This window comes from Streptomyces sp. NPDC006385 (genome assembly GCF_040612485.1).
GTDB lineage: Bacteria > Actinomycetota > Actinomycetes > Streptomycetales > Streptomycetaceae > Streptomyces.
In genome coordinates this window covers 36,801-63,786 of record NZ_JBEXQG010000051.1, presented here as the reverse complement: position 1 = coordinate 63,786, position 26,986 = coordinate 36,801, and the positions used below count along the sequence as shown (strand labels likewise).

Genomic DNA, 26,986 nt, shown 5'->3' with positions numbered 1-26,986 from the left:
TACGAGGGCTTCCGGGCGGCACGCCGAGAGAGCGCACCGGACGCCGCGCGGCCGCCCTTCGGGCGACGACGCCACTTTCGCAACAGGCCCTAGGCAGAAGCACGGCGGACCAGCGTGGTCGGCAGGACGACGCTGGACGGCGCGGCCCCGATGCCCTGCTCGGCCGCGCGTCGGTCGAGCCCCCGCAACAGCAGCCGGGCCATCAGCCGACCCATCTCCTCGATGTCCTGACGGACCGTGGTGAGCGGCGGGTCGGTCTGCTCCGCGACGGGCAGCATGTCGTCGAACCCGACCACGGCGACGTCGTCCGGCACCCGCCGTCCCGACTCGCGCAGCACCCGCAGGGCCCCGGCCGCGGTGAGGTCGTTGGCGGCGAACACCGCGTCCAGGTCGGGGCAGCGTCGCAGCAGCTCACGCATCGCCCGTTCACCGCCGGCCGGCGTGAAGTCGCCCTCGACGATGAGCCGCGGATCGGCGTCGACCATGACGTCCCGGTACCCGTCGAGCCGGTCCACCGCCGAGGTCTGGTCCAGGGCTCCGGCGATGTGCGCGATGCGGCCGCGGCCGAGGGAGGCGAGGTGGCGTACGGCGTCCCGGGCACCGCCCCGGTTGTCGCTGTCGACGTAGACCACGCCACGCCGGTCGCCGTTCCAGCCGGGACGTCCGCCGAAGACGGTGGGGACGCCGGCGCGCTGGATCAGTCCGGGCAGCGGGTCCTCGAGGTGCAGCGAGAAGACGAGCGCCCCGTCGACATGCCCGCCGGCGAGATAGCGGCCGACCCGGGCATGGTCGTCGCGGCCCTCCGTCAGGAGCAGCACCAGCTGGTTGTCGTGGGCCGTCAACTCCTTGCTGATACCGCGGAGTTGCAGGGCGAAGAAGGGGTCGGCGAAGACCCGGGTCTCCGGTTCGGCGACGACCACCGCGATGGCGTCGTGCCGCCGGGTCACCAGGCTGCGGGCGGCCTGGTTGGGCACGTATCCGAGTTCGTCGACCGCTTTGCGGACCCGCTCGACGAGGGGTTCCCTGACCCCGTCCCCACCGTTGACCACCCGGGACACGGTGGCCCGCGAGACACCGGCCCGTGCGGCCACGGCCTCAAGGGTGGGACGCGGGGCGGTTTCGGTCACTTCGGGGCTCCTCGTCGGCGGTTGCGGATCAGGATAGCCCTCGTGGAAGCCGGAGGTGAGAGCGCTCTCGGGTGGCCGAAAGGGCTCGTGGACTCACGCCAGCAGGTCCACCCTCCGCCCGATGCCCGCGCGCTCGGCCGCCCGATACGCCGACCAGCTCAGCGCCAGGTCCTGCCAGGGCAACCCGACCGGCGCGTAGACGGTGCGTTCTTCGGCGCTCCCGCGCCCTGGACGCTCCCCCCGCACCACCTCGCCCAAGGTCGCGGAGGCGGTTCCGCCGGACGCCAACGCGCCCATGCTCGCCGCCAGTTCACGGTCGTCGACCACGACCGTCGCGGCCTCCAGCAGATCGACCGCCAGCTCCGCCTTGCCCGGCTCGTCCGTGCCCAGGCTCGTGAAGTGCTGTCCCTTCCTGGTGTCCGCCAGGCGCAGCAGTGGTTGTCGCGACCAGGTCGCCGACAGGACGACGTCGGCGATCGCGGCGACCTCCGCCGCGCAGGACAGCACCCTTCCGCCGTGCCGCCGGGCGAAGTTCGCGGCGCGGTCGGACGACGTGTCATGGACGACCAGGGCACCGCGAGGTCGTAGCGCCGTGAGTCCCCGTAGCACCAGCTCGGCCTGGGCCCCCGCCCCGATGACCCCCAGCACCCCTCCCGGACCGGCGAGCAGCTGCGTCCCCAGCGCCGCCGCCAGCCCCGTCCGCCATGCCGTGACCGTCGCGGAGTCGAGCAGGGCGAGCAACTCGCCGTCCATGCCGCTGTGCAGGCAGATCACCCCGCGCAGGGCGGGCCGGGCGTCGGGGAACTTGGCGTTGACCTTCACGGTGTAGGCCGGGACGCCGGGCAGCAGGCCCGGGATCAGAGCGGTGGCCGTGCCGGGGAACGGCAGGTCCGTGCGTACCCGCTGTCCTGCGATCGACACACCGTCCGCGGCCCGGAAGCCGTCCCGCAGGACCTCGATACCGGCCTCCGGCTCCAGTACGGCTTCCAGGTCACCGCGCGTGAGGAGGAGAGTCACCCGTCCATGATGCGTCAGTGCTCGTGCTCGGCCGACCGATGCCCGTGCTCGTGCTCGTGCTCGTGCTCGTGCGGGTCGTACCCGGGAATCGTCCCGTCCGCCTTCTTCACCAGGAACAGTCCCACCATGCCCATGTCCGAGTGGCTCTGCACATGGCAGTGGTACATCCACGCGCCCGCGCCCACGCCCTCCCCCGCGATCACCTGGAAGCCGAACGAGTCCGCCGGGCCGACGATCTTGTTGTCGATGACCTGGCTCGGGTCGTCGGGCCCGGTGAGCATGCCCGTGCGGTTGTCCGCCCAGCGGTGACCGTGCATGTGGAAGGTGTGGTAGTACTCGCCGTGTGTGATCACCGCGAACTCGACGCGATCGCCCACCGTCGCCTCGAAGTTCGGGCCGCTGTGGGCGGGCTTGTTGTTGATGAGCATGTCGTTGAAGACGATGGTGTGGGTCGCGTCGGGGAGGATGTCGCCCTTGCGCCGCACGATCACCGGTCCGTACAGCCCCTTGCGGATGCCGCCCGTGCCGTGCTCCGTGCCGACGACGTGGTCGTGGTAGTGCCAGTACCCCGCGCTGCCGGCCCGCCAGGTGCCGTCCCTCCGGCGGCCGGGGGCGTGGGTGCGCCAGGTGTAGGTGCGGGTGGCGCCCGGCTCGACGTGGCTCTTGTTCAGCTTCGTGCCGTCACTGGTGATCTCGTAGTCGAGGCCGTGGACGTGCAGGCTCACCGGTACGTCCATCGTGTTCTCGAACTCGATGTGCAGCGTGTCGCCCTCGTTGAGTTCGATCAGCGGGCCGGGGATCGTCGCCTTGCCCTTCTCCAGGCCATAGCCCAGCTGCCCGTCGGCGAGCTTCTCGGCGTACAGCTTGAGGTGTTTGACCTCGCCGCCGGCCGGGGCGGTCTTCGGTGGGGTGTCGGCGCCCGCCGCTTCGGGTACCGACGCCAGGGACAACGATGTCGCGACGGTCGCGCCGCCCAGCAGTACGCGTCGGTTGAAGGTACGCCTGTCGACGCTGCGTCTGTCCATGCCGAACTCCCCACGGCGTCACGGAAATCAGGGGGACGAATCGGTGAGACGGTACCGGCCGCTCCGCCGTTCATCCACTGTCAGGACAAAGTTCGTCCCAGTCCGGTCATAGGTATTGGCGAGTTGTTCAAAGGGGTCTAGCTTCCTTGTCGCTGTTGCTGTGACCGAGGAGGTGCCCATGCACTTGCGAGGGCTGAGCACGAGGAGACGGAGCTGGGTGGCCACCGTGGCCGCCGGGGTCGTCGCCGCCGGACTGATGTCGGCCCCGGCCGCCGACGCGCGCCCGGCCCCGGACCCGTCCCTGACAACGATGTCCGTCAAGTCGCCCCCGGGCGGCGCGAATGTACGGGTGCTGATCTTCCACGGGTCCGCGGCCGCCGGTGAGGAGTCGCCCCTGGTGAACGCCGGCATCGAGGCGATCGAGAGGATCGGCCTGTCCGGGCCGGCCGACCAGCGCTTCAAGGTCGCGGCCACGAAGGACGCATCGGTCTTCACCGACGAGACCAGACTGAGCCGCTTCAACGCGATCGTGTTCCTCACGGGCGGCGGCGACGTCCTCGACCCGGAGCAAGAAGCGGGCCTGGAGGCGTACATGGAGGCGGGCGGCGGTTTCGTCGGCATCCATGACGCGGCCCGCGCCGAGCCGTACTCGGACTGGTTCACCGGTCTGGTCGGCGCCCGCCCCGCGTCCGGCGGCCCGGCGACCGTACAGCGGGCCGTCGTCGAGGTCGGCGACCGACGGCATCCGGCCACCCAGGAACTGCCGGTGCAGTGGAAGCGGCCGGACAAGTGGCTGAACTGGGTGAAGAACCCGTCGGGCCAGGTGCACACCGTCGCACGGGTCCGGGAGTCGTCGTACCAGCCCGGTGCGGGGGCCAACGGCTGGGACCATCCGGTGAGTTGGTGCCGCGACTACGACGGCGGCCGCTCGTTCTACACCGGCATGGGAGGCACGGTCTCCTCGTACGACGAGACCGACTTCCGTACGCATCTGCGTGGCGCCCTGCTGTGGACCACCCGGCTCGTCCAGGCCGACTGCAAGGCCACCATCACCGGCAACTACAAGGCCGAGCGCCTCACCCGGCCCAACCAGCCGGGCGGCAACGACCAGATCGGCGAGCCGCACGGCCTGGTCACCGCGCCCGACGGCCGCGTCCTGTACATCGGGCGGGGCGGCGCCGACTCCTCCCAGCCGGTGATCACCGACTGGAACAACCCGGACATCGGCAAGGGCAAGGGTGAGATCCACGTCTACGACCCGAAGACCAAGGAGGTCACGCTCGCGGGTGAGTTGACCGTCTTCGGCAACAAGGGCGGCGGCGATGAGCTGATCAAGGTCGAGGAGGGGCTCCTCGGCATCGAGCTCGACCCGCGTTTCGAGCAGAACGGCTGGGTGTACCTGCACTACACCCCCCACTCCCAGATCAACCGCGAGACGAGGATGGCCGAGCGGCGCGTCTCGCGCTTCACGCTCGACCTGGCGACGAACAAGCTGGACCTGAGCAGCGAGAAGGTACTGCTCAAGTGGCCGGTGCAGATCCACAGTTGCTGCCACGCGGGCGGCGGGATGGCCTGGGACTCCCAGGGCAACCTGTACATCGCGACCGGCGACAACAACTCCAGCCGCTTCAGCGACGGTTACTCGGGCAACAACCCCGAGCCGAACTACAAGGGCGTCTCCTTCGCCGACGCGCGCCGCACCGCCGGCAACACCAACAACCTCAACGGCAAGATCCTGCGCATCCACCCGGAGCCGGACGGGACGTACACGCTCCCGGAGGGCAACCTCTTCACCGGCGAGGAGACCGACGAGGGCGGCGGCAAGACGCGCGGCGAGATCTATGTGATGGGGGTCCGCAACCCGGCGCGGATCTTCGTCGACCGGCAGACCGACATCCTGTACGCCGGTTGGGTCGGCCCGGACGCCTCGGCTCCGTCTGCGACCTGGGGTCCGGCCAAGTACGACACCTTCGCCGTCATCACCAAGGCGAGCAACCGGGGTTGGCCGTACTGCATGGGCAACAACCAGCCCTACCGGGACCGCAATCTGCCCGATCCGACGAAGCCGCTGGGCTGGTACGACTGCGACCACCCGAAGAACGAGTCGCCGAACAACGACGGCCTCGTCAACCTCCCGCCGGTCACCGGCAACAACATCTGGTACTCGCCCCAGGGCGGCGCGCCCGACTTCCCGCGCGACGCGAACGGCGTCCCGTCGTACAAGCAGGAGGAGGCCACCTATCGGCTGCCGTGGCTCAAGGGCGGCGGGCAGGCCGCGATGAACGGGCCGGTCTACCGGTACGACACCGTCTGGGCCGACAGCGACATCAAGTGGCCGGCCTACTGGGACGGCAAGTGGTTCGTCGGCGACTTCTACGACGCCGACCAGCCGCGCAACGCGGTGATCACCGACCCGAAGACGCACGGTGACGGCGGTCTGCCGGTCCACTCGGAGTCGCTGAAGAAGATCGTGCCGGTCGGCAACGACGGCATCAAGAACCTCATGGACTGGAAGTTCGGTCCGGACGGCGCGCTGTACGTGCTCGACTACGGCCGCGGCTTCTTCACCTCGGACGCCAAGTCGGCGCTGTGGCGGGTCACTTACACGGGCGGCGGACCGACTCCGGTCGCCGGCCTGCTGGCGAGAGGAGGAGGCCGGTGACACGCCGACGTCGGCAACGAAGAGTCTGGACCGCGCTGCTGGCGGTGCTGCTGGTGATCCTGGGAGTGCAGGCCGCACCCGCGGTCGGGCAGCCCGAGGCCCCGTCCGAAACGGCCGCGGCGGCGCAGGTGCTCACCTGGACCGCCGGTGACGACATCACCAAGTACACGACGGCCCCCGCGACGGCCGTCGCCGGTCGGGCGACGATCGTCTTCGAGAACAGCACGGCGACCGGCAACACCACCGGAATGCCGCACACGTTGACGTTCGACACCTCCGACCCCGAGTTCAACAACGACGTCCAGCTCAACATCCTCGCCAACCCGAACGACGACCAGGGCGGCCGTCACACCGCCGAGGTCACCCTCACCCCCGGCCGCTACCGCTACTACTGCACGATCCCCGGCCACGGGCAGATGCAGGGCATCCTCGTGGTGACCGAGGGCACGGGCGAGGACACGACGGCACCGGAGGCATCCGCCCACGTCAGTGGGACGCAGAACGGGCAGGGGCAGTACGTCGGTTCGGCGAGCGTCGCGCTCCACGCCACCGACGAGGGCGGCTTGGGGGTCGACCGGATCGAGTACGCGGTCGGCGACGCGGGCGCCTGGCAGCCGTACACCGCACCGGTCGTCGTCGACCAGGTCGGCGACCACAAGATCCGCTACCGCGCCTTCGACAGGGCGGGGAACGTCTCGGCGGACAAGAGCGTCGCGTTCACGGTCGTCGCGCCGCCGACCGACGACACGACGGCGCCGGAGACGTCGGCGACGGTCAGCGGCGAGCAGAACCCCGACGGCACGTACCTCGACATGGCGACCGTCACCGTGTCCGCCTCGGACTCCGGTTCCGGCGTCAACACCGTCGAGTACGCGATCGGCTCCGGCGCCTGGCAGCCGTACACGGCTCCCGTCATGGTGCACGAGGCAGGCACGCACACGGTGCGGTACCGGGCCACCGACAAGGCGGGGAACGTCGCCGCCGAGAAGAACGTGCGGTTCACGGTCGTGGCGACGCCCGATCCGGACACCGCCCCGCCGGTGACGGGCGTGACCGTCGAGGGGACGAAGAACTCCGACGGGGCGTACATCGGCGACGCGAAGGTGACCGTCACGGCGACCGACGAGCACGGCTCCGGGGTCGACCGGATCGAGTACTCGCTCGACGGCGGGCCGTACCTCGCGTACGGCGCCCCGGTGGTCGTCGACCGCGCGGGCACCCACACCCTCGCGTACCGGGCGACGGACAAGGCGGGCAACACCTCGGCGGCGCGCACGGTGACCTTCACCGTGGTCTCCAGTCAGGTACCGGCACCCGACTGCCCGGAGTACGACGAGCGGTTGACGGTGATCGTCGGCACGGTCGACTCGGGTGTCCCGAACCGGCTCACCGACAGCCGGTGCCGGATCAACGAGTTGATCGAGGACGAGAAGGAGTGGACGTCCCACGCGCTGTTCCTCAAGCACGTCACGACGGTCCTGGACCGGCTCCTCAAGGAAGGCGTCGTCGACCAGCGCGAGTACAACGCCATCCGCAAGGCCGCCCGCGAGTCGGGGATCGGCAGGCCCGGCCAGACCGAGGGCTACCGCACGATCCTCGACGGCAGCGCCGAGTCCTTCGCCAAGTGGCAGCAGGTGGGCGGTGGTTCGTTCGGGCTGAATGCGGACGGGTCGATCACCAGCGGGACGGTGAAGCCGGGCCTGGGCATGCTGTGGTTCCCGCAGCGCAAGTACGGTGACTTCTCGCTCCGGCTCCAGTGGCGGGACGACGCACCGGGCACGGGCAACGCCAACTCCGGCGTGTTCGTCCGCTTCCCGTGGGTCCACGACCACCCGGAGGAGTCGCGTCCCGAGTGGGTCGCCATCAAGTACGGCCATGAGGTGCAGGTGCTCGACCGGCCCGACGGCGACATGTACAAGACGGGCTCGGTCTACGGCTTCGACCGCGTCGGGCTCGCGGGTGCCGGTGTCACCCAGAAGGGCACCTGGAACGACTACGAGATCCGCGTGGTCGACCAGCACTACTCGATCTACCGCAACGGCGTGCTGATCAACGAGTTCGACAACATCGGCGGCCTGGACTTCTCCCCGCCCCGCTCGGACGACCCGGGCACGGACGGGCGGCGGTTCGCCTCCGGCTACATCGGGCTCCAGGTGCACGGCACGACGGACGTGGTGTCGTACCGGGACATCCGCGTCAAGGAGCTGTAGGAGGCGCCTCGGGTGCCTTCTTGGCCCGGCTCGGCTGCACCCGCTTGGGTTCCCCCGGCATCTTCGGATACTCGGGCGGGTACGGCAGATCGCCGAGCCCGTGGTCGCGCTCGTCCTGGTTGGCCAGCTCCAGCAGGGCCTCCAGGGAGAAGCGGTGGTCGTCCATGTCCGCGTGCACGTCGCCGAGTTCGGCGAAGCGCGCGGGCATGGTCGCGATGTCGAAGTCCCGGGGGTGGGCCTCGCCGACCTCCTCCCAGCGCAGGGGGGCCGAGACGGGGGCGTGCGGGCGCGGCCGTACCGAGTAGGCGGAGGCGATCGTGCGGTCGCGGGCCGTCTGGTTGTAGTCGATGAAGATGCGCTCGCCCCGCTCCTCCTTCCACCACTTGATCGTCACGTGGTCCGGCATCCGCCGTTCCATCTCCCGCCCCACGGCGATCGCGGCCCGCCGCACCTGGGTGAAGGTCCAGCGCGGTTCGATCGGCACGAAGACGTGCAGGCCGCGGCCGCCGGAGGTCTTGGGCCAGCCGCGCAGGCCGCCGAACTCGTCGAGGACGGCGCGCAGTTCGTGGGCGGCGCGGACGGCGTCGGCGTAGTCGGTGCCGGGCTGCGGGTCGAGGTCGATGCGGAGCTCGTCGGGGCGGTCGACGTCGTCGCGGCGCACCGGCCAGGGGTGGAAGGTGAGCGTGCCGTACTGGGCGGCCCACAGGACGGCGGCCTCCTCGGTGGGGCACATCTCGTCGGCGCTGCGGCCGCTGGGGAAGGTGATGTGGGCGGTGGGGATCCAGTCGGGCATGTTCTTGGGCGCCCGCTTCTGGAAGAACCACTCGCCGGTCAAGCCGTCCGGGTAGCGCTCCAGGGTGGTGGGGCGGTCGCGCAGGGCGCGCAGGATCCCGGGGCCGACGGCGACGTAGTACCGGGCGAGATCCAGCTTGGTGAAACCGCGCTCCGGGAAGAAGATCTTGCCCGGATTGGACAGGCGCACGGTTCTGCCGCCCGCCTCCAGCTCCACCGCTTCTCCCATGCGAGCCACGGTAGGCGGACCGGGTGGACCTCGCATACCGGGCGGCGGCCGCCGTGGGCCGACGGCGTTCCTGCCCGAGCCGCCCGGATGCGGACCGGGTGGCGCCGCATGATCCTGGTGCCATGCAGACGCCGCCCCCGCCTCCTGTGATCGTGTACCCGCCCGCCGAGGACGGCGGCCGGCGGGTCCGTGCCGGTGAGCACTTCCTCGGGATGGCGTACACGCTCCTGGACATCGTCGAGTTCCTGCGCCGCTTCGGCCACGAGGACGTCGAGCCGGAGGACGTCGCGGTGGCCACGTGGGTCGAGTGGCGGGGTGGCGGTCCGGAGGTCTGGACCGGGACCGCCGGGTGAGACCGAACCTTGATCGGCGCGCGGGCCGGCCCGTCAGCCGGTCTTCTCCCAGGTCTGGCACCCGGTGGTCTGGAAAGCCTCGTCACCGGCCGAGATCGTCACGGTGGTCGGACCGGCGGTGTTGCCGTTGGCGATGATCTCGTCGAATTCGCCGGACGTCCCACTGAGCCTCGCCCAGTAGCAGTTCGGTAGGGCCGTCTCCTCAGGGCCTGCGGTGCGATAGGTGCCGGGTTCGATGTCCTGGCCCACGACGTACGTGCCGTCACCAGGGATCTCGTCGGCGGGACCGGCTGGAGTCGTCGTCCTGCCGGCCGTGGGTGTGTCTTCTTCCGGCGCCGGGGCCGGTGCCGTTGTCGTTGCCGTCGCGGTCTCCGTCACTGTTGCGGTGGCCGTGGCCGTGGGCGGGGGCGGCGTGCTCTCGGTGCCGGAGTCGCCCGCGGTGCTCGCCCCGATGACCCCACCGATGATGAGGCCCAGGACGACGGCCAGTGTGTGCGTGAGGGCGCTCCTCGCGGAGCGTGACGTGCGTGGTGCGGGAGCTTGCGGCGGCCCCCACTGCTGACCTGGGGCGTCATTGCCGTTCATGTACTCAGCGTGCGCCTGTGGGACTGACCTCGCTCGGCAACGCTTCCGGGGCAGGCGGGCTTCGGGAACCGCTCGTAGAGTCGGAGCATGGACCTGCCGGTGATGCCGCCCGTGAAGCCGATGCTCGCCAAGTCGGTGGCGAGGATCCCACCGGGCATGCAGTACGAGGCGAAGTGGGACGGCTTCCGGGCGATCGTGTTCCGTGACCGGGACGAGGTTGAGCTGGGGAGTCGGACCGGGAAGCCGTTGACCAGGTACTTTCCCGAGCTGGTGGCGGGGCTGAAGGAGCGGTTGCCGCAGCGGTGCGTGCTGGACGGGGAGATCGTGATCGCGCGGGAGGGGCGGCTGGACTTCGACGCGCTCACCGAGCGCATCCACCCCGCCGATTCCCGGGTGCGGATGCTGGCGGAGAAGACCCCCGCGTCGTTCGTGGCCTTCGACCTGCTGGCGCTGGCGGACCAGTCGCTGCTCCAGACCCCGCTCGCGGACCGGCGGGCGCTGCTCACCATGGCGCTGTCCGGGGTGACGGCTCCGGTGCATGTGGCACCGGCGACGACCGACATCGAGACGGCCCAGGGGTGGTTCGAGCAGTACGAGGGGGCCGGGCTCGACGGGGTGATCGCCAAGCCGCTCACGCTGCGCTACCTCCAGGACGAGCGCGCCATGTTCAAGATCAAGCACGAGCGGACGGCGGACGTCGTCGTCGCCGGCTACCGCCTGCACAAGAGCGGACCGGTCGTGGGGTCACTGCTCCTCGGTCTGTACGACGACCGGGGCACCCTCCAACACGTGGGCGTGTCCGCCGCGTTCCCGATGAAGCGGCGCGCGGAGCTGGTCGAGGAGCTGGAGCCGTTGCGCATGGAGGACGTCCAGGGGCACCCCTGGGCCGCCTGGTCCGACGAGGCGGCACACGAGTCGGCCCGGCTGCCGGGCGCGCCGAGCCGCTGGTCGGGCAAGAAGGACCTGTCCTGGGTTCCGCTCCGGCCGGAGTGGGTGGCCGAGGTGGCGTACGACCACATGGAGAACGGCATGCGCTTCCGGCACACGGCCCGCTTCCGCCGCTGGCGCCCGGACCGCACGCCCGAGAGCTGCACGTACGCCCAGCTGGAGGAGCCGGTGCGCTACGACCTCGCGGAGATCTTCGCGCCGCAGACCTGAGACGCCGCAGACCTGAGACGCCGCAGACCTGAGACGCCGCGGACCTGAGACGCCGCGGACCTGAGCCCGGGGTCGGTCAGGGCTTCATCAGCACCTTGACCGCGCCCTCCTGCTTGCGCTGGAACATCTCGTACGCGTGCGGGGCGTCGCTCAGCGGCACGCGGTGGGTGGCGAAGTCGTCGACGCCGAGGGGGTCCTCGTCCGTCAGGTACGGCAGGATGTCGTCGCTCCAGCGGCGGACGTTGGCCTGGCCCATGCGGATCTGGATCTGCTTGTCGAACAGGGTCAGCAGCGGCAGCGGGTCGGCCATACCGCCGTACACGCCGGACAGCGAGAGGGTGCCACCGCGTCGCACCAGGTCGATGGCGGTGTAGAGGGCGGCGAGCCGGTCGACGCTGAAGCGCTCGGCCATCGGGCCGCTCAGCTTGCGCGGCAGCAGGGCGGACGTGCTCTGCACCAGGCGGGCCACCGCGCTGCCGTGGGCCTCGGTGCCGACCGCGTCGATCACGGCGTCGGGGCCGCGACCGTCGGTCTGGTCACGGATCGCGGCGACGAGTTCCTTCTCGTCGTCGAAGGACCTGAGGTCGTACGTCTCCACGCCGCGCTCGCGTGCCCGGCGCAGCCGTTCCGGTACCAGGTCCACCCCGAACACCCGCCCGGCGCCCCGCACCTGGGCGACCCGGCAGGCCATGTCGCCGATGGGCCCGAGGCCGAGCACGGCGATGCTGCCGCCCTGCGGGACCTCGGCGTACTGGACCGCCTGCCATGCGGTGGGCAGGACGTCGGAGAGGTAGACGAACCGGTCGTCGGGCGGCCCTTCGGGGATCTTGATCGGGCCGAACTGCGCCTGCGGGACCCGCAGGTACTCGGCCTGGGCACCCGGCACCGAGCCGTACAGCCGGGTGTAGCCGAACAGGGCGGCACCCATGCCCTCGCCGCTGACCTGGGTGGTCTCGCACTGGGTCGGCAGCCCGGTCAGGCACATCCAGCAGTTGCCGCAGGCGATCTGGAACGGCACCACGACCCGGTCGCCGACCTGGAGGTCCGGCACCGCGGCGCCGACCTCCTCGACGATGCCGATGGGCTCGTGGCCGAGGATGTCCCCCGGTGTCATGAACGGGGTGAGCACCTCGTACAGATGCAGGTCGGAGCCGCACAGTCCGCTGGACGTGACGCGGATGACCGCGTCCGTCGGCTCCTGGATCCGCGGGTCCGGCACGTTCTCCACGCGCACGTCGCGCTTGCCCTGCCAGGTCACTGCCCTCATCGCCCCGTGCTCCCTCCGTCGCCTGTGCGCGTCCGTTCGTACGGTGGCCCGCCGGGTACCCCTGGGCTCCCCCGCCGAACCGCTCGACGGACCCGATCGGCCGTCCGTGCCGTCGGCCGATAGGCGGACTACCGCGCACAGTCGGGCCCGATCGGGTATGTGCACCTATGAACTGATAAGCGCACAATTGACGACACGGACTGGGCGGGTGGGTGCGGGTGACGACAGTGCACAGGCGACGAGGGGCGCGCACCAGACGCGCGACGACCATGGCGGGCCTGCTGGCCGTCGCGCTGACGGCCTCCCTGACGGCGGGCTGCACCACGTCCGACGGTTCCCGCGACGACGGCCGCGGCCAGGAGCAGCCGGCGTCGCCGGGCGAGCGCGCGAGCGAGTCCCTCGCGAACGGGGAATCGGTGCTCGCCGTGAAGCTCGACAATGCCCGCGCCGCTCTGCCCCACACGGGCCTGAACGCCGCGGACATCGTGTATGTCGAGGAGGTCGAGGGCGGGCTGAGCCGCCTGATGGCGGTGTACGCGCAGAAGCTGCCGAGGGCCGTCGGGCCGGTGCGCAGCGCACGCGAGACCGACCTGGAACTGCTGCGCCAGTTCGACCGGCCGATGCTCGCCTACTCGGGGGCGCAGGGCAAGCTCAAGCCGCTGATCGACAAGGCCCCGTTGCAGGCGAGGCCGGCGCCGGCCGGCAAGACGTCCGGCACGTACTTCCGCTGGTCGAAACGGCCCTCGCCGCACAACCTCTATCTGCGCCCCAAACGGCTGATGCCCACCGCGCCGGGCACGGACGTCCTGACGACCGGCTTCCTCTTCGGTGCGGCACCGCCGGGCGGCAAGGCCCGCGCCTCCCAGACGGTGCGCTACCCGGCGGCCCGGTTCACCTTCACCTGGTCCAGGAGTCAGGACCGGTGGCTGGTCGCCATGGACGGCAAGGCCGCCAGGACGACGGACGGGAAGCGGGTGACGGCAGGGACGGTCATCGTGCAGTACGTGAAGGTGCGCCCGTCCGCCTTCCACGACGCCCTCGGCAACAACACGCCGTACACCGAGACGGTGGGCTCGGGGAAGGCGAGGGTGCTGCGCGACGGGCTCGCCTACGACGTGCAGTGGAAGCGCCCCAGGGCCAGTGCCGGCACGACGTTCACGACCGCCGCCGGCAAGCCGATGAGGTTCCAGCACGGCCAGGTGTGGGTGGTGCTCGCGAAGGCGCCCTGAGCGTGCGGGGCGACGGGCGTCCGGGCCGACTAAGGCCGCAACCGGCCCTAGGGGTGCCCGACGAGGGGTTCCGCCGGGTTGCGGAGCCCTTCGGCCGCGTCGGCGACGCGCCGGATCAGGTCGAAGAACAGGGTCTGCTCCTCGGCCGAGAGCGGAGCCAGGAAGACCTGGTTCATCCGGGCCGTGCGGACGGTCAGCTTGCGGTGGGTGCGCAGGCCGTCGTCCGTCAGGCGCAGCAGGAAGCGGCGGCCGTCCTGGGGATCGCGCACCTTGTCCAGCAGCCCGCGACGGCCGAGCCGGCTGATCACCTCGGCGATGGTGGACCGGTCGAGCCCCACCCGCTCCCCCACCGTCCGCTGGTCCAGTCCCGGCTCGGCGACGAGGGTGTTGAGGACGGCGAACTGGGGCGAGGTGATCTCCTCGGAGACCATCGTGTTCCACAGCAGGTAGTGCGCCTGCTGGAGCCGGCGGGCCAGATGCCCGGGGTGGGTCGTGAGGTCCACGGCGGCCATCCGCGCTCCCAAGGTCGAAATAGTCGGTGCACTGAACGATACCCGACGCCCATGCGGCTGTCCCGGGCATGTACGCTCCGGCAGACCGCTATTTATCGAGGTCTTGACGGCTCTCCGTCGCAGTGGCAGCGTGGGGACCAACCTCGCAGTAATAATCAGTGCCCTGACTAACTCGGGCGCTGACGCTCGGAAGAGATGGGGCTTCTCGGATGGACAAGGTGGTCGCCACGGCCCTGGAGGCGGTGGCCGATGTGGGCGACGGCGCGTCGCTCGCGGTGGGTGGCTTCGGGCTGAGCGGTGTGCCGAACGTGCTGATCCAGGCGCTGTACGAGCGCGGCGTGTCCGGGCTGTCGGTCGTCTCCAACAACTGCGGGGCGATGGAGTCCGGGCTGGCGGTGCTGCTGTCGGCGGGGCGGATCGCGCGGGTGACCGGCTCCTACATCGGGGCGAACAAGGAGTTCGCCCGCCAGTACCTGGGCGGGGAGCTGGAGGTCGAGATGATCCCGCAGGGCACGCTGGCCGAGCGGCTGCGTGCGGGCGGGGCGGGGATCCCCGCGTTCTACACGCCGGCCGGGGTGGGCACACAGGTCGCCGAGGGCGGACTGCCCTGGCGCTACGACGGCTCCGGCGGGATCGCGCTCGCCTCGCCGCCGAAGGAGGTACGGGAATTCGACGGCACCGAGTACGTGCTGGAGCGGGGAATCCGTACCGATTTCGCGCTGGTGCGGGCGGCGAAGGGCGACCGGCACGGGAACCTGGTGTTCAACAAGTCCTCCCGGAACTTCAACCCGCTGGCCGCGATGGCCGGGCGGGTGACGATCGCCGAGGTGGAGGAACTCGTCGAGCCCGGTGAGATCGATCCGGACGCGGTGCACCTGCCGGGGATCTTCGTGCGGCGGGTCGTGGCGCTCACGCCGGAGCAGGCGGCCGACAAGGGTATCGAGCGGCGCACGGTTTCCGCGCCCGCGGCACAGGGGACGGTGAGCTGACGATGGCGTGGACGCGTGAGGAGATGGCCGCGCGGGCGGCCCGCGAGCTGGAGAACGGGCAGTACGTCAATCTCGGCATCGGTCTGCCGACTCTGATCCCGAACTACCTGCCGCCGGGCGTCGAGGTCGTCCTGGAGTCCGAGAACGGCATCCTGGGCACCGGCCCCTACCCCACCGAGGACCAGGTCGACCCGGACCTGATCAACGCAGGCAAGGAGACCGTCACGGTCCTGCCGGGCGCCTCCTTCTTCGACTCGGCGCTGTCCTTCTCGATGATCCGGGGCGGGCACATCGACGTCGCCGTGCTCGGGGCCATGCAGGTCTCCGAGAAGGGCGACCTCGCGAACTGGGCCATCCCCGGCAAGATGATCACCGGGATCGGCGGCGCGATGGACCTCGTCCACGGCGCCCGCACGGTCATCGTGGTGATGACGCACACCGCCAAGGACGGCTCGGCGAAGATCCTCTCCGAGTGCGCGCTGCCGCTCACCGGCAAGGCGTGCGTGAACAGGATCATCACCGACCTCGGCGTGCTGGACGTCACCGCCGACGGACTGCTGCTCGTGGAGACCGCGCCCGGAGTGACCGTCGACGAGATCACCGCCAAGACCGACGCCGAACTCACCGTCACGGGGAGCCTGCTGTGAACACCGTCTACCTCGTCGACGCGGTACGCACCCCCATCGGCCGCTACAACGGCGCGCTGGCGGGCGTGCGCCCGGACGACCTGGCCGCCCACACCATCCGCGAACTCCTCGGCCGTACGCCCGACCTGGATCCCGCGCGCATCGAGGACGTCTACTTCGGCAACGCCAACGGCGCCGGTGAGGACAACCGCAACGTCGCCCGCATGGCCGCGCTCCTCGCGGGCCTGCCCACCTCCGTGCCGGGCGTGACCGTCAACCGGCTGTGCGCCTCCGGGCTGGAGGCCGTCGTCCAGGCGGCCCGCGCCATCGCCGTCGGGGACGCCTCCGTCGCCGTGGCAGGCGGTGTCGAGTCGATGACCCGGGCGCCCTATGTGCTGCCGAAGTCCGACAAGCCGTTCCCGGCCGGGCACGCCGAGCTGTACTCGACCACCCTGGGCTGGCGGATGGTCAACCCGAGGATGGACCCGCAGTGGACCGTCCCGCTGGGTGAGTCGGCCGAACTGATCGCCGAGAAGCACAAGATCAGCCGGGCGCAGCAGGACGAGTTCGCCCTGCACAGCCACCGCAAGGCGGCCAAGGCCCAGGCGGACGGCCTGTTCGACGTCGAGCTCGTGCCGGTGGGCATCCCACAGCGCAAGGGCGATCCGCGGGTCTTCGGCGCCGACGAATGCGTACGGCCCGATGCCTCGCTGGAGGCGATGGCGGGGCTCAGGCCCTCGTTCCGCAAGGAGAACGGCACCGTCACCGCGGGCAACGCCTCGCCGCTCAACGACGGCGCCGCCGCCCTGCTGCTGACCGACGAGGACGGCCTGAAGGCCACCGGCCGCGAGCCCCTCGCCCGGATCTCCGCCACGGGTGTGTCCGCCCTCGACCCGCACTACTTCGGCCTCGCCCCCGTGGCAGCCGTCAACCGGGCCCTCGCGAAGGCGGGCAAGGGATTCGCCGACCTGTCGGTGCTGGAGCTCAACGAGGCGTTCGCCGCCCAGGTGCTGGGCTGTGTCGCCGAATGGCCCGAGTTCGACCCGGCGATCCTCAACCCGCAGGGCGGTGCCATCGCCCTCGGCCACCCGCTGGGCGCCTCCGGAGCCCGCCTCGCCGGCACGGTCGCCCACCAGCTCGCCCGCAAGGGCGGCGGGGTCGGCGTCGCCACCCTCTGCATCGGCGTGGGCCAGGGCCTCGCCCTCGTCCTCGAACGCTGAGACCACCCAGGAACCCGCAGGGACCCCCATGACTCTCACCCAGCACGACATCGACCAGGAGATCGCGGCCGAGCACGCCGCGTACGAGAAGCGGATCGCCGACGGCGCCCCCGTCGAACACCACCCGCGCCGCGACTACGCGCCGTACCGCTCCTCCGTTCTGCGCCACCCCAAGCAGCCGCCGATCGCGATCGACGTCACCAAGGACCCGGAGCTGGTGGAGCTGTCCTCCCCCGCCTTCGGGGAACGCGACATCACCGAGATCGACAACGACCTCACCAGACAGCACAACGGCGAGCCGATCGGCGAGCGCATCACCGTCTCCGGCCGGCTCCTCGACCGCGACGGCCGCCCGATCCGCGGCCAGCTCATCGAGATCTGGCAGGCGAACTCGGCCGGCCGCTACGCCCACCACCGCGAGCAGCACGACGCCCCGCTGGACCCGAACTTCACGGGCGTCGGCCGCACCCTGACCGACGACAGCGGCTGCTACGAGTTCACCACCGTCCAGCCGGGCCCGTACCCGTGGCGCCAGCACGTCAACGCCTGGCGGCCGGCCCACATCCACTTCTCGCTGTTCGGCACGGCGTTCACCCAGCGGCTCGTGACGCAGATGTACTTCCCGAACGACCCGCTGTTCCCGTACGACCCGATCATCCAGTCCGTGACGGACGACGCGGCCCGGCAGCGGCTGGTCGCGACCTACGACCACAGCCTGTCGGTCCCGGAGTTCTCGATGGGCTACCACTGGGACATCGTGCTCGACGGCCCGCACGCCACCTGGATCGAAGAAGGACGCTGACCTGTCATGACGAAGATCGACACGAGCCGTCCGGAGACGGTGCTGCCCACTCCGTCGCACACGGTCGGCCCCTTCTACGGCCACGCCCTGCCCTTCCCCGGCGGCGGTGACATCGCCCCGGTCGGCCATCCGGACTCCATCGCCCTCCAGGGGTACGTGCTCGACGGCGAGGGCGACCCGCTGCCGGACGCCTTCGTCGAGCTGTGGGGCGCCGACCCGGACGGCAACCTGCCCCAGGTCGACGGCTCGATGCGCCGCGACCCGGCGAGCGGCGGCTTCCTCGGCCGCAACGGCGTGGAGTTCACCGGCTGGGGCCGGATCCAGACGGACACCAACGGACACTGGACCGCATGGACGCTGCGGCCCGGGGCGCGCGGGCACAGCGCGCCGTACCTCAGCGTGTGCGTCTTCGCCCGCGGGCTGCTGGTGCATCTGTTCACCCGGATCTACCTGCCGGACGACGAGGCGGCGCTCGCCGCCGACCCGCTGCTCGCCCGGCTGGACCCGGAACGCCGCGACACGCTGATCGCGGTGGACCAGGGCAACGGGACCTACCGTTTCGACATCCGCCTTCAGGGCGAAGGCGAGACGGTCTTCCTGGAGTTCCAGTGACACCACCTGTCGATCCCGTCGAAGCCGAAGCCGAAGCCGAGGCCGACACCGGGCTGCTCGCCCCGGGGTGGGCCGGCTCCCCCGCCGCCACCGCGACGAGCGACGCCGCGTACCTGCGCGCGCTGCTCGACGCCGAGTCCGCGCTGACCCGGGCCCAGTGGGCGCTGGGGCTCGCCCCGGCCGAGGCGGCGACGGCGGTGACCGAGGCGGCCGACGGCCACGTCTTCGACGTGCGGTCCCTGGCCGCTCGGGCCCGCACGGGCGGCAACCCGGTCATCCCGCTGGTCGCGGAGCTGACGAAAGCGGTCGGCGACGCGTACGGGCCCTACGTCCACCGGGGCGCGACCAGCCAGGACATCATGGACACGGCGACGATGCTGGTCGCCGTGCGCACGCTCGACCTGATCCTCGGCGACCTCGCCCGCACGGAGCGGGCGCTGGCGGGGCTGGCCACCGAGCACCGCGACACCGCGATGCCGGGGCGGACGCTCACCCAGCACGCCGTGCCGACGACGTTCGGACTGAAGGCGGCCGGGTGGCGGGCGCTGGTGCTCGACGCGCGGGACCGGGTGACGGCCGTACGGGACTCGCTGCCCGCCCAACTCGGCGGCGCGGCAGGGACGTTGGCGGCCTTCGGGGCGTACGGCGCGAGCGATCCGACCGCGCTGCCGGCGGCGTACGCCCGCGAACTCGGCCTGCGAACGCCCGACCTGCCCTGGCACACCCTGCGGACACCTGTCGCCGATCTCGCCGGGTGCCTCGCCTTCACGGCGGGCGCGCTCGGCAAGCTCGCCGTGGACGTCCTCACCCTCTCCCGCACCGAGATCGCCGAGGTCGCGGAGGGCAGCGGCGGGGGCTCCTCCGCCATGCCGCACAAGTCCAATCCCGTACGGTCCACCCTCATCGCCTCCGCCGCGCGCCGGGCACCTCAGCTCGCGGCCACGCTGTACGGGTCGCTGGCGGCGCAGGACGAGCGGCCGGCCGGGGCCTGGCACACCGAGTGGGAGCCGCTCAGGGACCTGCTGCGGCTGGTCGGCGGTGCCGCCCGGGACGCCGTCGAGCTGGCCGAAGGGCTGCGGGTCCGGGCCGATGTCATGCGGCAACACCTGGACCTCACCCATGGGTTGATCGTCTCCGAGCGGCTGTCCGCCGAACTGGCCCCGGTGCTGGGCCGTGCCCGCGCCAAGGAACTGCTCACCAGGCTGGCGTCCGAGGGAAAGCCGCTCGCCCAGGCACCGGAGTTGGCGGACGTCGACCTCGACCCCACGCACTACACCGGCTCCGCCGGAGCCCTCACCGACCGCGCTCTGGAGCGACGTTGAACCTGCTCAACCACCGTGCCGAAGGGCCCACTTGCGCGCCCCCGCTGCTGCTCGGACCCTCGCTCGGCACCTCGTACGCCCTGTGGGACAAGGTCGCGCCCGAGCTGTCGATCACCCATCGGGTGGTCCGCTGGGATCTGCCGGGGCACGGCGGTTCGGCGGCCGGTCTCATCGCGGCGGGCGCGACGGTCGGTGACCTCGCCGGCCTGGTGCTCGCGCTCGCCGACTCGCTCGGCATCGAGCGGTTCGCGTACGCGGGCGTGTCGCTCGGCGGCGCCGTGGGACTGCACCTCGCCGTGCACCATCCGGAGCGCGTCGCGTCGCTTGCCGTGATCTGTTCGTCGGCCCACTTCAACGGCGCCAAGCCGTGGGAGGAGCGGGCCGCGCTGGTGCGGCGCGACGGGCTGTCGGGGCTCGCCGAGAGCGCGGACGACCGCTGGTTCACCTCCGGGTTCACCGTGCCGGAGCTCGTCCAGGACCACCGGGACGCCGATCCGGACGCGTACGCCGCCTGCTGTGACGCGCTCGCCGCGTTCGACCTGCGTGACCGGCTGCCCGCGATCGGCTCGCCCACCCTCCTGATCGCCGGCCGCGAGGACCCCGCGACCCCGCCCGCCCATCTGCGGGAGATCGCGGACGCCGTACCCGGAGCCGCGCTCGTCGAGATCCCCGGCGCCTCGCACCTGGCGCCGGCGCAGTGCCCGGAGGCGGTCCTCACGGCGCTCAGGGCGCACTTCGACGGTGCCGCCGAGCGAGGCATGGAGGTGCGGCGGGAGGTGCTCGGCGACGCGCATGTCGACCGCGCGCAGGCCCGGCAGACGCCCTTCACCGCGCGCTTCCAGGACTTCATCTCGCGCTACGCCTGGGGCGAGATCTGGACGGACCCGACGCTCACCCGCCGCGAGCGCAGCATGATCACCCTGACGGCCCTGGTCGCGCACGGCCACTACGACGAACTGGCCATGCACGTGCGGGCGGCCCGGCGCAACGGTCTGACCCCGGACGAGATCGGGGCCGTACTGCTCCAGACGGCCGTGTACTGCGGCGTTCCGGCGGCGAACTCGGCGTTCGCGGCGGCCCAGCGGGTGCTCGCCGAGGAGCCCGGGGCGGACGCCGGCGCCTGAGGGTGACTCCGGCGGTCGTACCTCCGGCCGCACCTCGCTCATGCCCGCACCCCGTGCCTACCGTGGAGGCATGTCCACCATCCTGATCACCGGCGCCACCTCGGGACTCGGCCGCCATGTCGCCTTCGAGCTGGTGCGGGCCGGGCACCGCGTCCTCGCGCACGGGCGGGACGCGACACGCGCCGAGGGGCTCGTCGAGGAGCTGCGGGCCGAGGGCGAGGCCGAGGCATTCGTCGCCGATCTGGCCTCGCTGGGGCAGGTGCGGGAGCTGGCGGCGCATGTCGCCGGGGCGCATCCCGAACTCGACGTGCTGATCAACAACGCGGGTGTGGGCGGCGGGCCGCCCGGGTCCGGACGGGAACTCAGTGTCGACGGGCACGAACTGCGCCTGGCCGTCAACTACTTGGCGCCGGTCGCGCTGATCCGCGCCCTGCTCCCGGTGCTGCGCTCCAACGCGCCCGCGCGGATCGTGAACGTCGGCTCGGCCGGCCAGGAGCCCCTGGACCTCGACGACCCCGAGCTGACCCGCGGCTACGACGGCCTCTCGGCGTACTGCCGCAGCAAGTTCGCCCTCGCGGCGTACACGTTCGTCCTCGCCGGGGAACTTCGGGGCACCGGCGTCTCGGTGAACGTGCTGCACCCGGCGACCCAGATGGACACGGCGATGGTCCGCGAGGGCGGCTTCACACCCCGGCACACGGTCGCCGACGGCGCTCGCGGCGTCCTCGCCCTGGCCGTCCGGGACCTCGGGACGGGCCGGTACTTCGACGGCACGCGTCCGGCGCGGGCGCACGAGGGGACGTACGATCCCGAGGTCCGCGAGCGGCTGACCGCGGTCACCGCCCAGCTGCTGGCCCTCTGACCGACCCCCCGCACCCTGCCGGAGCCCGCCTCACACCACTCCCACCGGCCTCACATCAGTCCCGTGGCCAGCGCCGCCTCCGCCTGTGCCACCAGCCCGTCCGCCCCGCAGGACCGCGCCAGCGTCAGTCCGCGCCGGAGCTCCGTGGACGAGCGGGCGGCGATGCCGTACTCGACGCGGGCGGCCGCGTGCTCGTACTGGCAGGGCGATGCCTCCAGATAGGCGACGGCCTGCTCGGCGAGGCGTACCGCGCGCTGACCGGTCTCCAGGGCGGCGGCGCAGCGCAGGGCCTCGCCGATGGCGGTGTCGGTGCCGAAGCGCTCGGCGTGGCGGCGGACGTCGGTGGCGAGCCGGGCGGCGCGCGCCGGGTCCACGCAGGCGAGGGCGCGGGCCAGGTCGACCGCCCAGGGGGCCAGCACCGAATTGTGGTGGACACGGACGGCCGCCGCCTTCTCCGCCTCCTCCAGTTCGTTGATGCCCTCCTGGGTGCGGCCGACCGCGAGGAGCAGACGGCCGCGGACCGAGCGCGGGTCGGGCAGGACGATGGTGGACGGGTACGGCGGGGCGAAGCCGTGCTGCTCGGCGATCTCCCAGGCAGCCTCGACATGGCCGCGGGCGAGCAGGGTGTCGACGAGGTTGCAGCTCGCGGACCAGTGCAGGGGCAGTCGGCGGCCGACGCGCTCGGCGAGCGCCAGCGACTTGCGCAGGGACGCCTCGGCCTCGCGGAGCCGTCCGCGCCTGCGGTGTCCGAGGCCGACGTAGGCGTGGGCCAGGGAGAGGTGGCCGCCGCTCCAGCCGGCGGACTCGTAGGCGTGCAGGGCCTCGTTGTAGAGGGACTCGGCCCGGTCGAGGCGGTCGGTGAACGCGTAGGAGCTGGCCAGCATCATCGGCAGTTCGAGGCCCCACTCCGGGTCGGTCCAGCCGAGTCCGGGCGCGAGGCGGCCGTTGATGAGGACACGGTCGCACAGTTCGACGACCTCCTCGGCGTTCTCGCCGCGGGCCATGGCGTCGAAGCCGCGCAGGATGAGCAGGGCGCGCTCGGAGTTGTCGCGGCCGGTGCAGGTCCTGGCGAGTTCGGCGAGGCGCGCGGAGCGTCCCGGGGAGGTCGCCTCGCCCGCGTGGATGCCCTCCCACATGAACTGCACGGCCTGCAGCCGCAGCTTGGTGGGCCCGTCCGGATGCCGGGCGGCCTCCGCCTCGACCGTGCGGACGGCCTCCTCCAGCTGGTCGTTGTGGAGCAGGGCCTGGGAGAGGCGGTAGACGGCGTCGACGCGTTCGTCGCCGTCGAGGCCCGGCATGGCGAGGGCGGTCTGGAGGTGGTCGATGGTGGTCGCGGGAGCGGTGAGGAGGGTGACGCAGCCGAGTTCGTGCAGCACCCGCGCATGGACCTCGGGCAGGGGCGGCTCCAGCAGGGCGCGCTCCAGGCAGCGGCGGGCCGCGTCGGGGGCGCCGACGGCGAGGTGTTCGCGAGCGGCCTCGCGGAGCTGCTCGACGAGTTCCTCGTCGCTGTCCGGGTGGACCTCCAGGAGGTGGCGGGCGGCGACGGCGGCTCCACGGCCGTTGTCGGTGACGACTCGGGCGGCGATGCCGTGCATCGCGGTGCGCAGGGCGTCGGGGATGGAGTTGTAGACGTCGGTGGCGATCAGCGGGTGGACGAACTGGAGCTCGCCGTCGTCCAGTTGGGCGCCCGCCGGGTCCGGCTCGGTGAGGATGCGGTGGGTGCGCAGCAGGTCGGCGCAGCGCTCGGCGTCGTCGAGGCTCATGGTGGCGAGCTCGGCCACCAGGTCGACCGAGATGCCGGTGCCGAGGATGGCGGCCGCCCAGGCGAACCGGGTGGCGTCGACGCCGAGCTTCTCCAGGCGGGCGACGAGTCCGCCGCCGCGCGCCGTCCGGTTCAGGGCGCGCAGTTCGCCGGCCGCGGACTCGGTGGGCTCGAACTCGCTGTCCCGCACCTTGGCGAGGAGTTCGACGGTCTCGTACGGGTTGCCGCCGGTGACGGCCCAGACCTCGCGGCAGAACGGGGCGTCGGCGTGTGCGCCCAGGGCGGCGCGGGTGAGACCGGCGGTGGCGTCCGGGGTGAGGGCGCTCAGGCTGGCGACGGAGCTGCCCGCGGCGGCGACCGTGTCCAGGTGGCGGGCGCTGTCGCCGCTGACCTCGCCGGGGCGGCGGGCCACCACGACCAGGACGTTCTGCTCGCCGACCCGTTCGGCGAACGCGGCCAGCCAGCGCAGGGTCTCCTGGTCGGCCCAGTGGGCGTCGTCGATCAGCAGCACCAGCGGCCAGTCCCGCCGGGCCAGGCGGCGCACCGCGGTCACCAGGCCGTCGCACACGCCCTGCGGGTCGGCCTGGCGCTCGCCCGGCTCCGTTATGCCGAGGGCGGGTCCGGCGATGTCGTACCAGTCCCCGAGGTACTCGCGTGCCTCTTCGGGCATCAGTGACAGCAGGGCGGGCTGCATCAACTGCCGTACGACGTTGAAGGGGACGGATCTCAGGGTCTCGCTGCCACGGGCCGACCACACCGTGCAGCCTCGGGTTTCGGCCATGCGGCGTGTCTCGGCCAGCAGCGCGGTCTTGCCGAGTCCCGCCTCGCCCCGGAACACCAGGAGGCTGCCCGAGGAGGACCTGTCCGCGCGCAGGGCGTCGAGCGCCCGCTCGACGGCGGCGAGTTCCTCGTCGCGCTCCCACAGGGCAGCCGAGGCGGCCTGCGTGGGCCGTACCTCCGTCATCCCGCTCCCTCCCCAAGTCGCCCGAATGACGTACAGACCTTGAGCGTAGCCGTCCGATTGCCTGAGTGGAGGCCGGTCGGGGCAGCTGTTGCCGTGATGGGTGACGGCGGGTGCGGGCAGGCGACGCACAGGGCCCGCGACCTGCCCCGGTGGAACTTACCGAAAGTCAAAAACCGATCCTCGGAAGGCCCGGGATGACGCCGACTCTCCACCACGGCTTGCCCGGCACCGAGCCGACGTCCACGAGCGCCCGCCACGCGCGCGTACTCGGCTCCCTCACGCCGGGCCAGGCCGGCCTGCGCCTGCCACGGCCTGTTCGGGAGCGGCCGGTACGGCTGGTTCTGGGGTCACTCGGGCCGAATCGGTTGCGGGGAGGGCCGACGTACGCGGGTTGATGCCGGTTCTTCTCATCCGGCTTTCACCGATGCCTCATACGGTGGACCCATGACGCAGGTGACTCCCCCCGGCTGGTACCCCGACCCAGGCCGGCAAAGTGACGGTCCGCCCACCGAGCGCTGGTGGGACGGCAAGGCATGGACGGACCAGGTCCGGCCCGCGGGGTCGGCCGCCGCATGGGCTCCGCCGGGCCGGCCGCCGACGGAGGCGACTCCCCCGGCGCAGCCACCGGCCCCGGGAACTCCTCCGGCGCAGCCACCGGCCCCGGGAACTCCTCCGGGCGCGTTGCCGGCCCAGGGGACCGCTCCGGCGTATCCCGGGTATCCGGTGCACCCGGGGTATCCCGGTCAGGTGCAGTCGGGCGGGCGGCGTGGGCTGCGTACGGGCATAGCCGTGGGCGTGGCCGCCGTAGTGCTCGCGAGCATCGGCGTCGGCGTGTACGCGCTGACCGCCGACGACGGCTCGGGCGGCGGCACCGCCCACTCCGAGCGGCGGGGCCCCGGCGGGCAGGGCGGCCCCTTCGGTGACTCCGGCGGGGGCAGCGGCGGCGGTTCCGGTGGGCAGTCGCCCTCCCCTGACGGGTCCGGGGCGCCGCGAGTGGAGAGCGGCTCGGTGGCGGACCCGGTGAACGGGATCAGCCTGCCCGTGCCGGACGGCTGGTACGGCCAGAAGATCGACTGGGGCGCGCAGGTCGCGTCCGAGGAGACGTACAAGTGCCCCGACGGCACCTCCGACAGCTGCATGAAGGGCGGCGCCTACTCGGCACCCGCGCTCGCGCTCGGCATCAGGGGCGACACGGCCGAGGAGATCGCCAAGGCGGACATCGCGAAGAACGCCGAGCAGTCCTACGGCAAGGGATACGGCGAGATCACCTCGCACGAGGTGCTGGCCTCCAAGGCGGTGACCGTGGCCGGGGAGAAGGGGTACATGGTCCGCTGGAAGGCGGTCACCAGCAAGGGCGCCGACGGCTACGTCGAGTCGCTCGTCTTCCCGTCGCCGGTCACCGAGCAGCAGATGGTCGTGGTCCGGCTCGGTGTGGACGTCGGGGAGGGGCAGGCGGTCCTCGACGAGATCACCAAGGGCATCAAGGTGTCCACCGGCGGCGGCAACGGACAGGACGTCTAGGGCCTGTTGCGAACAGTGGCGTCGCGCGGCAGGCGCCGCTTTCGCAACCGGCCCTAGACGGTCCCGGACGTCAGGCGGCCGGGTGGGGCGCCCCTCCGCTCAAGAGGAACCCCACCCGGCCGGGGGGTGCGCGCCGCCCCCGTCCCCACGGTGCGGCGCGGTCACAGGTCGCCGTCCGGTCATCCCGTGGACGGCGGCCTGAGTCTCAGGTCAGGCCCAGGCACGGCAGCACGGCGGCCTCCACGAAACGGACCAGGTAGGCGGGATCCGCGTCCTCGCCGTCCAGGATGGGACGCGCGCGCAGCACGCCGAAGATCTGGGCCGGGACGTACTCCAGCGCCGGATGGTCGGCGACGACCTCGCCCCGCGCGACCCCGCGCCTAAGGATCTCCTTCAGCGCCTCGATCTCGGGTTCGACGAGCGCCTCACGCAGGGCGCACCGGAGTTCCGGGTCCTGCGTCGCGGCATGGCCGAGCGCCTGCAGGAGCCGGGTGTCCTTGTCCGACCACGCCCCCGCGACCCGCGCGGCCTGGCGCAGGTCCTCGGCGAGGGTTCCGGTGTCGATGCCCTCAAGGCGGCTGCGGCGGCTGGCGCGCAGGGCGGCAGCCACGAACTGCGGCTTCGTCTTCCACTGCCGGTAGAGCGTGGACTTGCTGCAGCGCGTGCTGGCGGCGACGCCCTCCATGGTGACGGCGTCGTACCCGCACGCGCGGATCCGTTCGAGCACGGCGTCGAAGAACTCCCGCTCACGCTCGGGCGTGATCTTGGAGCGGCGCGAGGCGATGACCGTCTCCGGTCCGTCCGCGGCCTGCGACGTCATGACTCTTCTCCTCGCTCAGGTGCGACAGCCGGCCCTCTGCGGCGGGGCCCGTCTTCCAGTGTGGCGTACATCTATCGATACGCGACTGTACCGGCACGCCCACGTATCGGTACCGTAACGTATCGATACAGGATCGTTTCGGTACGCTGCCGTATCGATGAGTTCGGCGAGCCCGCGCAGGACCCTGACACCACCT

The 26,986-nt window shown here is 71.8% G+C and carries 23 protein-coding genes and 1 pseudogene; 15 read left to right on the top strand and 9 right to left on the bottom strand.

Features of this window, described 5'->3' with window-relative positions; translation table 11 throughout:
- Positions 1 to 89: 89 nt before the first annotated feature.
- The 3 genes from ABZ078_RS30925 to ABZ078_RS30915 all read right to left on the bottom strand — a co-directional run bounded on the left by ABZ078_RS30925 (position 90) and on the right by ABZ078_RS30915 (position 3,169).
- Positions 90 to 1,127 (bottom strand): LacI family DNA-binding transcriptional regulator, encoded by a 1,038-nt coding sequence (locus ABZ078_RS30925; protein WP_356580675.1) that lies wholly within the window; start codon positions 1,125 to 1,127, stop codon positions 90 to 92.
- Positions 1,128 to 1,220: 93 nt separating this feature from the next.
- Positions 1,221 to 2,144, bottom strand: a complete 924-nt coding sequence (locus tag ABZ078_RS30920; protein WP_356580673.1) for an ornithine cyclodeaminase family protein — start codon at positions 2,142 to 2,144, stop codon at positions 1,221 to 1,223.
- 14 nt (positions 2,145 to 2,158) lie between these two features.
- A complete protein-coding gene (locus ABZ078_RS30915; RefSeq protein WP_356580671.1) occupies positions 2,159 to 3,169 on the bottom strand; it encodes a multicopper oxidase domain-containing protein in 1,011 nt (336 codons plus the stop codon).
- Positions 3,170 to 3,347: 178 nt separating this feature from the next.
- On the opposite strand from ABZ078_RS30915, the gene ABZ078_RS30910 reads away from it, so the two are divergent.
- Both ABZ078_RS30910 and ABZ078_RS30905 read left to right on the top strand, forming a co-directional pair.
- On the top strand, positions 3,348 to 5,831 hold the full coding sequence (locus ABZ078_RS30910) for a ThuA domain-containing protein (RefSeq protein WP_356580669.1): 2,484 nt from the start codon (positions 3,348 to 3,350) through the stop codon (positions 5,829 to 5,831).
- Positions 5,828 to 8,041 carry a family 16 glycoside hydrolase gene (locus ABZ078_RS30905; RefSeq protein ID WP_356580667.1) on the top strand — a complete coding sequence of 738 codons (2,214 nt, stop codon included), beginning with the start codon at positions 5,828 to 5,830 and terminating at the stop codon, positions 8,039 to 8,041. Before ABZ078_RS30910 ends, ABZ078_RS30905 begins: the two co-directional genes overlap by 4 nt.
- On the opposite strand, the gene ligD is transcribed toward ABZ078_RS30905, so the two are convergent.
- Positions 8,028 to 9,062, bottom strand: a complete 1,035-nt coding sequence (ligD, locus tag ABZ078_RS30900; protein ID WP_356580666.1) for a non-homologous end-joining DNA ligase — start codon at positions 9,060 to 9,062, stop codon at positions 8,028 to 8,030. The genes ABZ078_RS30905 and ligD overlap by 14 nt on opposite strands.
- Before the next feature lie 122 nt (positions 9,063 to 9,184).
- On the opposite strand from ligD, the gene ABZ078_RS30895 reads away from it, so the two are divergent.
- A complete protein-coding gene (locus ABZ078_RS30895; RefSeq protein WP_356580664.1) occupies positions 9,185 to 9,415 on the top strand; it encodes a hypothetical protein in 231 nt (76 codons plus the stop codon).
- 33 nt (positions 9,416 to 9,448) lie between these two features.
- On the opposite strand, the gene ABZ078_RS30890 is transcribed toward ABZ078_RS30895, so the two are convergent.
- Entirely contained in the window at positions 9,449 to 10,000 is a 552-nt protein-coding gene (locus ABZ078_RS30890; protein ID WP_356580662.1) for a hypothetical protein, read from the bottom strand.
- A gap of 87 nt (positions 10,001 to 10,087) precedes the next feature.
- On the opposite strand from ABZ078_RS30890, the gene ABZ078_RS30885 reads away from it, so the two are divergent.
- Positions 10,088 to 11,158, top strand: coding sequence for an ATP-dependent DNA ligase (locus tag ABZ078_RS30885; RefSeq protein WP_356580660.1), 1,071 nt, complete (start codon positions 10,088 to 10,090; stop codon positions 11,156 to 11,158).
- Positions 11,159 to 11,234: 76 nt separating this feature from the next.
- Here the strand turns inward: ABZ078_RS30885 and ABZ078_RS30880 are convergent, their stop codons facing one another.
- On the bottom strand, positions 11,235 to 12,425 hold the full coding sequence (locus tag ABZ078_RS30880) for a zinc-dependent alcohol dehydrogenase (protein WP_356580658.1): 1,191 nt from the start codon (positions 12,423 to 12,425) through the stop codon (positions 11,235 to 11,237).
- A gap of 269 nt (positions 12,426 to 12,694) precedes the next feature.
- Here ABZ078_RS30880 and ABZ078_RS30875 point away from each other — a divergent pair, with 269 nt between their 5' ends.
- A complete protein-coding gene (locus ABZ078_RS30875; protein ID WP_356580681.1) occupies positions 12,695 to 13,654 on the top strand; it encodes a DUF3048 domain-containing protein in 960 nt (319 codons plus the stop codon).
- A 47-nt stretch (positions 13,655 to 13,701) separates the two neighbouring features.
- On the opposite strand, the gene ABZ078_RS30870 is transcribed toward ABZ078_RS30875, so the two are convergent.
- Positions 13,702 to 14,166 (bottom strand): MarR family transcriptional regulator, encoded by a 465-nt coding sequence (locus ABZ078_RS30870; protein ID WP_356580656.1) that lies wholly within the window; start codon positions 14,164 to 14,166, stop codon positions 13,702 to 13,704.
- A gap of 209 nt (positions 14,167 to 14,375) precedes the next feature.
- Here ABZ078_RS30870 and ABZ078_RS30865 point away from each other — a divergent pair, with 209 nt between their 5' ends.
- From ABZ078_RS30865 to ABZ078_RS30830, 8 genes are all read left to right on the top strand, one after another.
- Positions 14,376 to 15,155 carry a CoA transferase subunit A gene (locus tag ABZ078_RS30865; RefSeq protein ID WP_356580654.1) on the top strand — a complete coding sequence of 260 codons (780 nt, stop codon included), beginning with the start codon at positions 14,376 to 14,378 and terminating at the stop codon, positions 15,153 to 15,155.
- A gap of 2 nt (positions 15,156 to 15,157) precedes the next feature.
- The gene (locus ABZ078_RS30860) at positions 15,158 to 15,802 is read left to right on the top strand and encodes a CoA transferase subunit B (protein ID WP_356580652.1); all 645 of its coding nucleotides are present in this window, start codon (positions 15,158 to 15,160) and stop codon (positions 15,800 to 15,802) included.
- Complete coding sequence (locus tag ABZ078_RS30855) at positions 15,799 to 17,001, top strand: thiolase family protein (RefSeq protein ID WP_356580650.1); 1,203 nt, start codon at positions 15,799 to 15,801, stop codon at positions 16,999 to 17,001. The genes ABZ078_RS30860 and ABZ078_RS30855 overlap by 4 nt, the downstream gene beginning before the upstream one ends.
- Before the next feature lie 28 nt (positions 17,002 to 17,029).
- Positions 17,030 to 17,803 carry a protocatechuate 3,4-dioxygenase subunit beta gene (pcaH, locus tag ABZ078_RS30850; protein ID WP_356580648.1) on the top strand — a complete coding sequence of 258 codons (774 nt, stop codon included), beginning with the start codon at positions 17,030 to 17,032 and terminating at the stop codon, positions 17,801 to 17,803.
- Between the two features lie 6 nt (positions 17,804 to 17,809).
- The gene (gene pcaG / locus ABZ078_RS30845; protein WP_356580646.1) at positions 17,810 to 18,415 is read left to right on the top strand and encodes a protocatechuate 3,4-dioxygenase subunit alpha; all 606 of its coding nucleotides are present in this window, start codon (positions 17,810 to 17,812) and stop codon (positions 18,413 to 18,415) included.
- Positions 18,412 to 19,737: a 3-carboxy-cis,cis-muconate cycloisomerase gene (gene pcaB / locus ABZ078_RS30840; protein WP_356580644.1), complete on the top strand. Its 1,326-nt coding sequence runs from the start codon at positions 18,412 to 18,414 to the stop codon at positions 19,735 to 19,737. Before pcaG ends, pcaB begins: the two co-directional genes overlap by 4 nt.
- Positions 19,734 to 20,861 carry a 3-oxoadipate enol-lactonase gene (pcaD, locus tag ABZ078_RS30835; RefSeq protein WP_356580642.1) on the top strand — a complete coding sequence of 376 codons (1,128 nt, stop codon included), beginning with the start codon at positions 19,734 to 19,736 and terminating at the stop codon, positions 20,859 to 20,861. Before pcaB ends, pcaD begins: the two co-directional genes overlap by 4 nt.
- Before the next feature lie 70 nt (positions 20,862 to 20,931).
- Positions 20,932 to 21,723 (top strand): SDR family NAD(P)-dependent oxidoreductase, encoded by a 792-nt coding sequence (locus tag ABZ078_RS30830; RefSeq protein ID WP_356580640.1) that lies wholly within the window; start codon positions 20,932 to 20,934, stop codon positions 21,721 to 21,723.
- A gap of 50 nt (positions 21,724 to 21,773) precedes the next feature.
- Here the strand turns inward: ABZ078_RS30830 and ABZ078_RS30825 are convergent, their stop codons facing one another.
- Positions 21,774 to 24,449 carry an AAA family ATPase gene (locus ABZ078_RS30825; protein WP_356580639.1) on the bottom strand — a complete coding sequence of 892 codons (2,676 nt, stop codon included), beginning with the start codon at positions 24,447 to 24,449 and terminating at the stop codon, positions 21,774 to 21,776.
- A 212-nt stretch (positions 24,450 to 24,661) separates the two neighbouring features.
- Here ABZ078_RS30825 and ABZ078_RS30820 point away from each other — a divergent pair.
- Together ABZ078_RS30820 and ABZ078_RS30815 are read left to right on the top strand one after the other, a co-directional pair.
- Positions 24,662 to 24,844, top strand: a pseudogene (locus ABZ078_RS30820) (hypothetical protein); the annotation flags it as partial.
- A gap of 49 nt (positions 24,845 to 24,893) precedes the next feature.
- Positions 24,894 to 25,970 carry a DUF2510 domain-containing protein gene (locus ABZ078_RS30815; protein ID WP_356580637.1) on the top strand — a complete coding sequence of 359 codons (1,077 nt, stop codon included), beginning with the start codon at positions 24,894 to 24,896 and terminating at the stop codon, positions 25,968 to 25,970.
- A gap of 205 nt (positions 25,971 to 26,175) precedes the next feature.
- On the opposite strand, the gene ABZ078_RS30810 is transcribed toward ABZ078_RS30815, so the two are convergent.
- Positions 26,176 to 26,790 carry a TetR/AcrR family transcriptional regulator C-terminal ligand-binding domain-containing protein gene (locus ABZ078_RS30810; protein WP_356580635.1) on the bottom strand — a complete coding sequence of 205 codons (615 nt, stop codon included), beginning with the start codon at positions 26,788 to 26,790 and terminating at the stop codon, positions 26,176 to 26,178.
- Positions 26,791 to 26,986 lie beyond the last annotated feature (196 nt).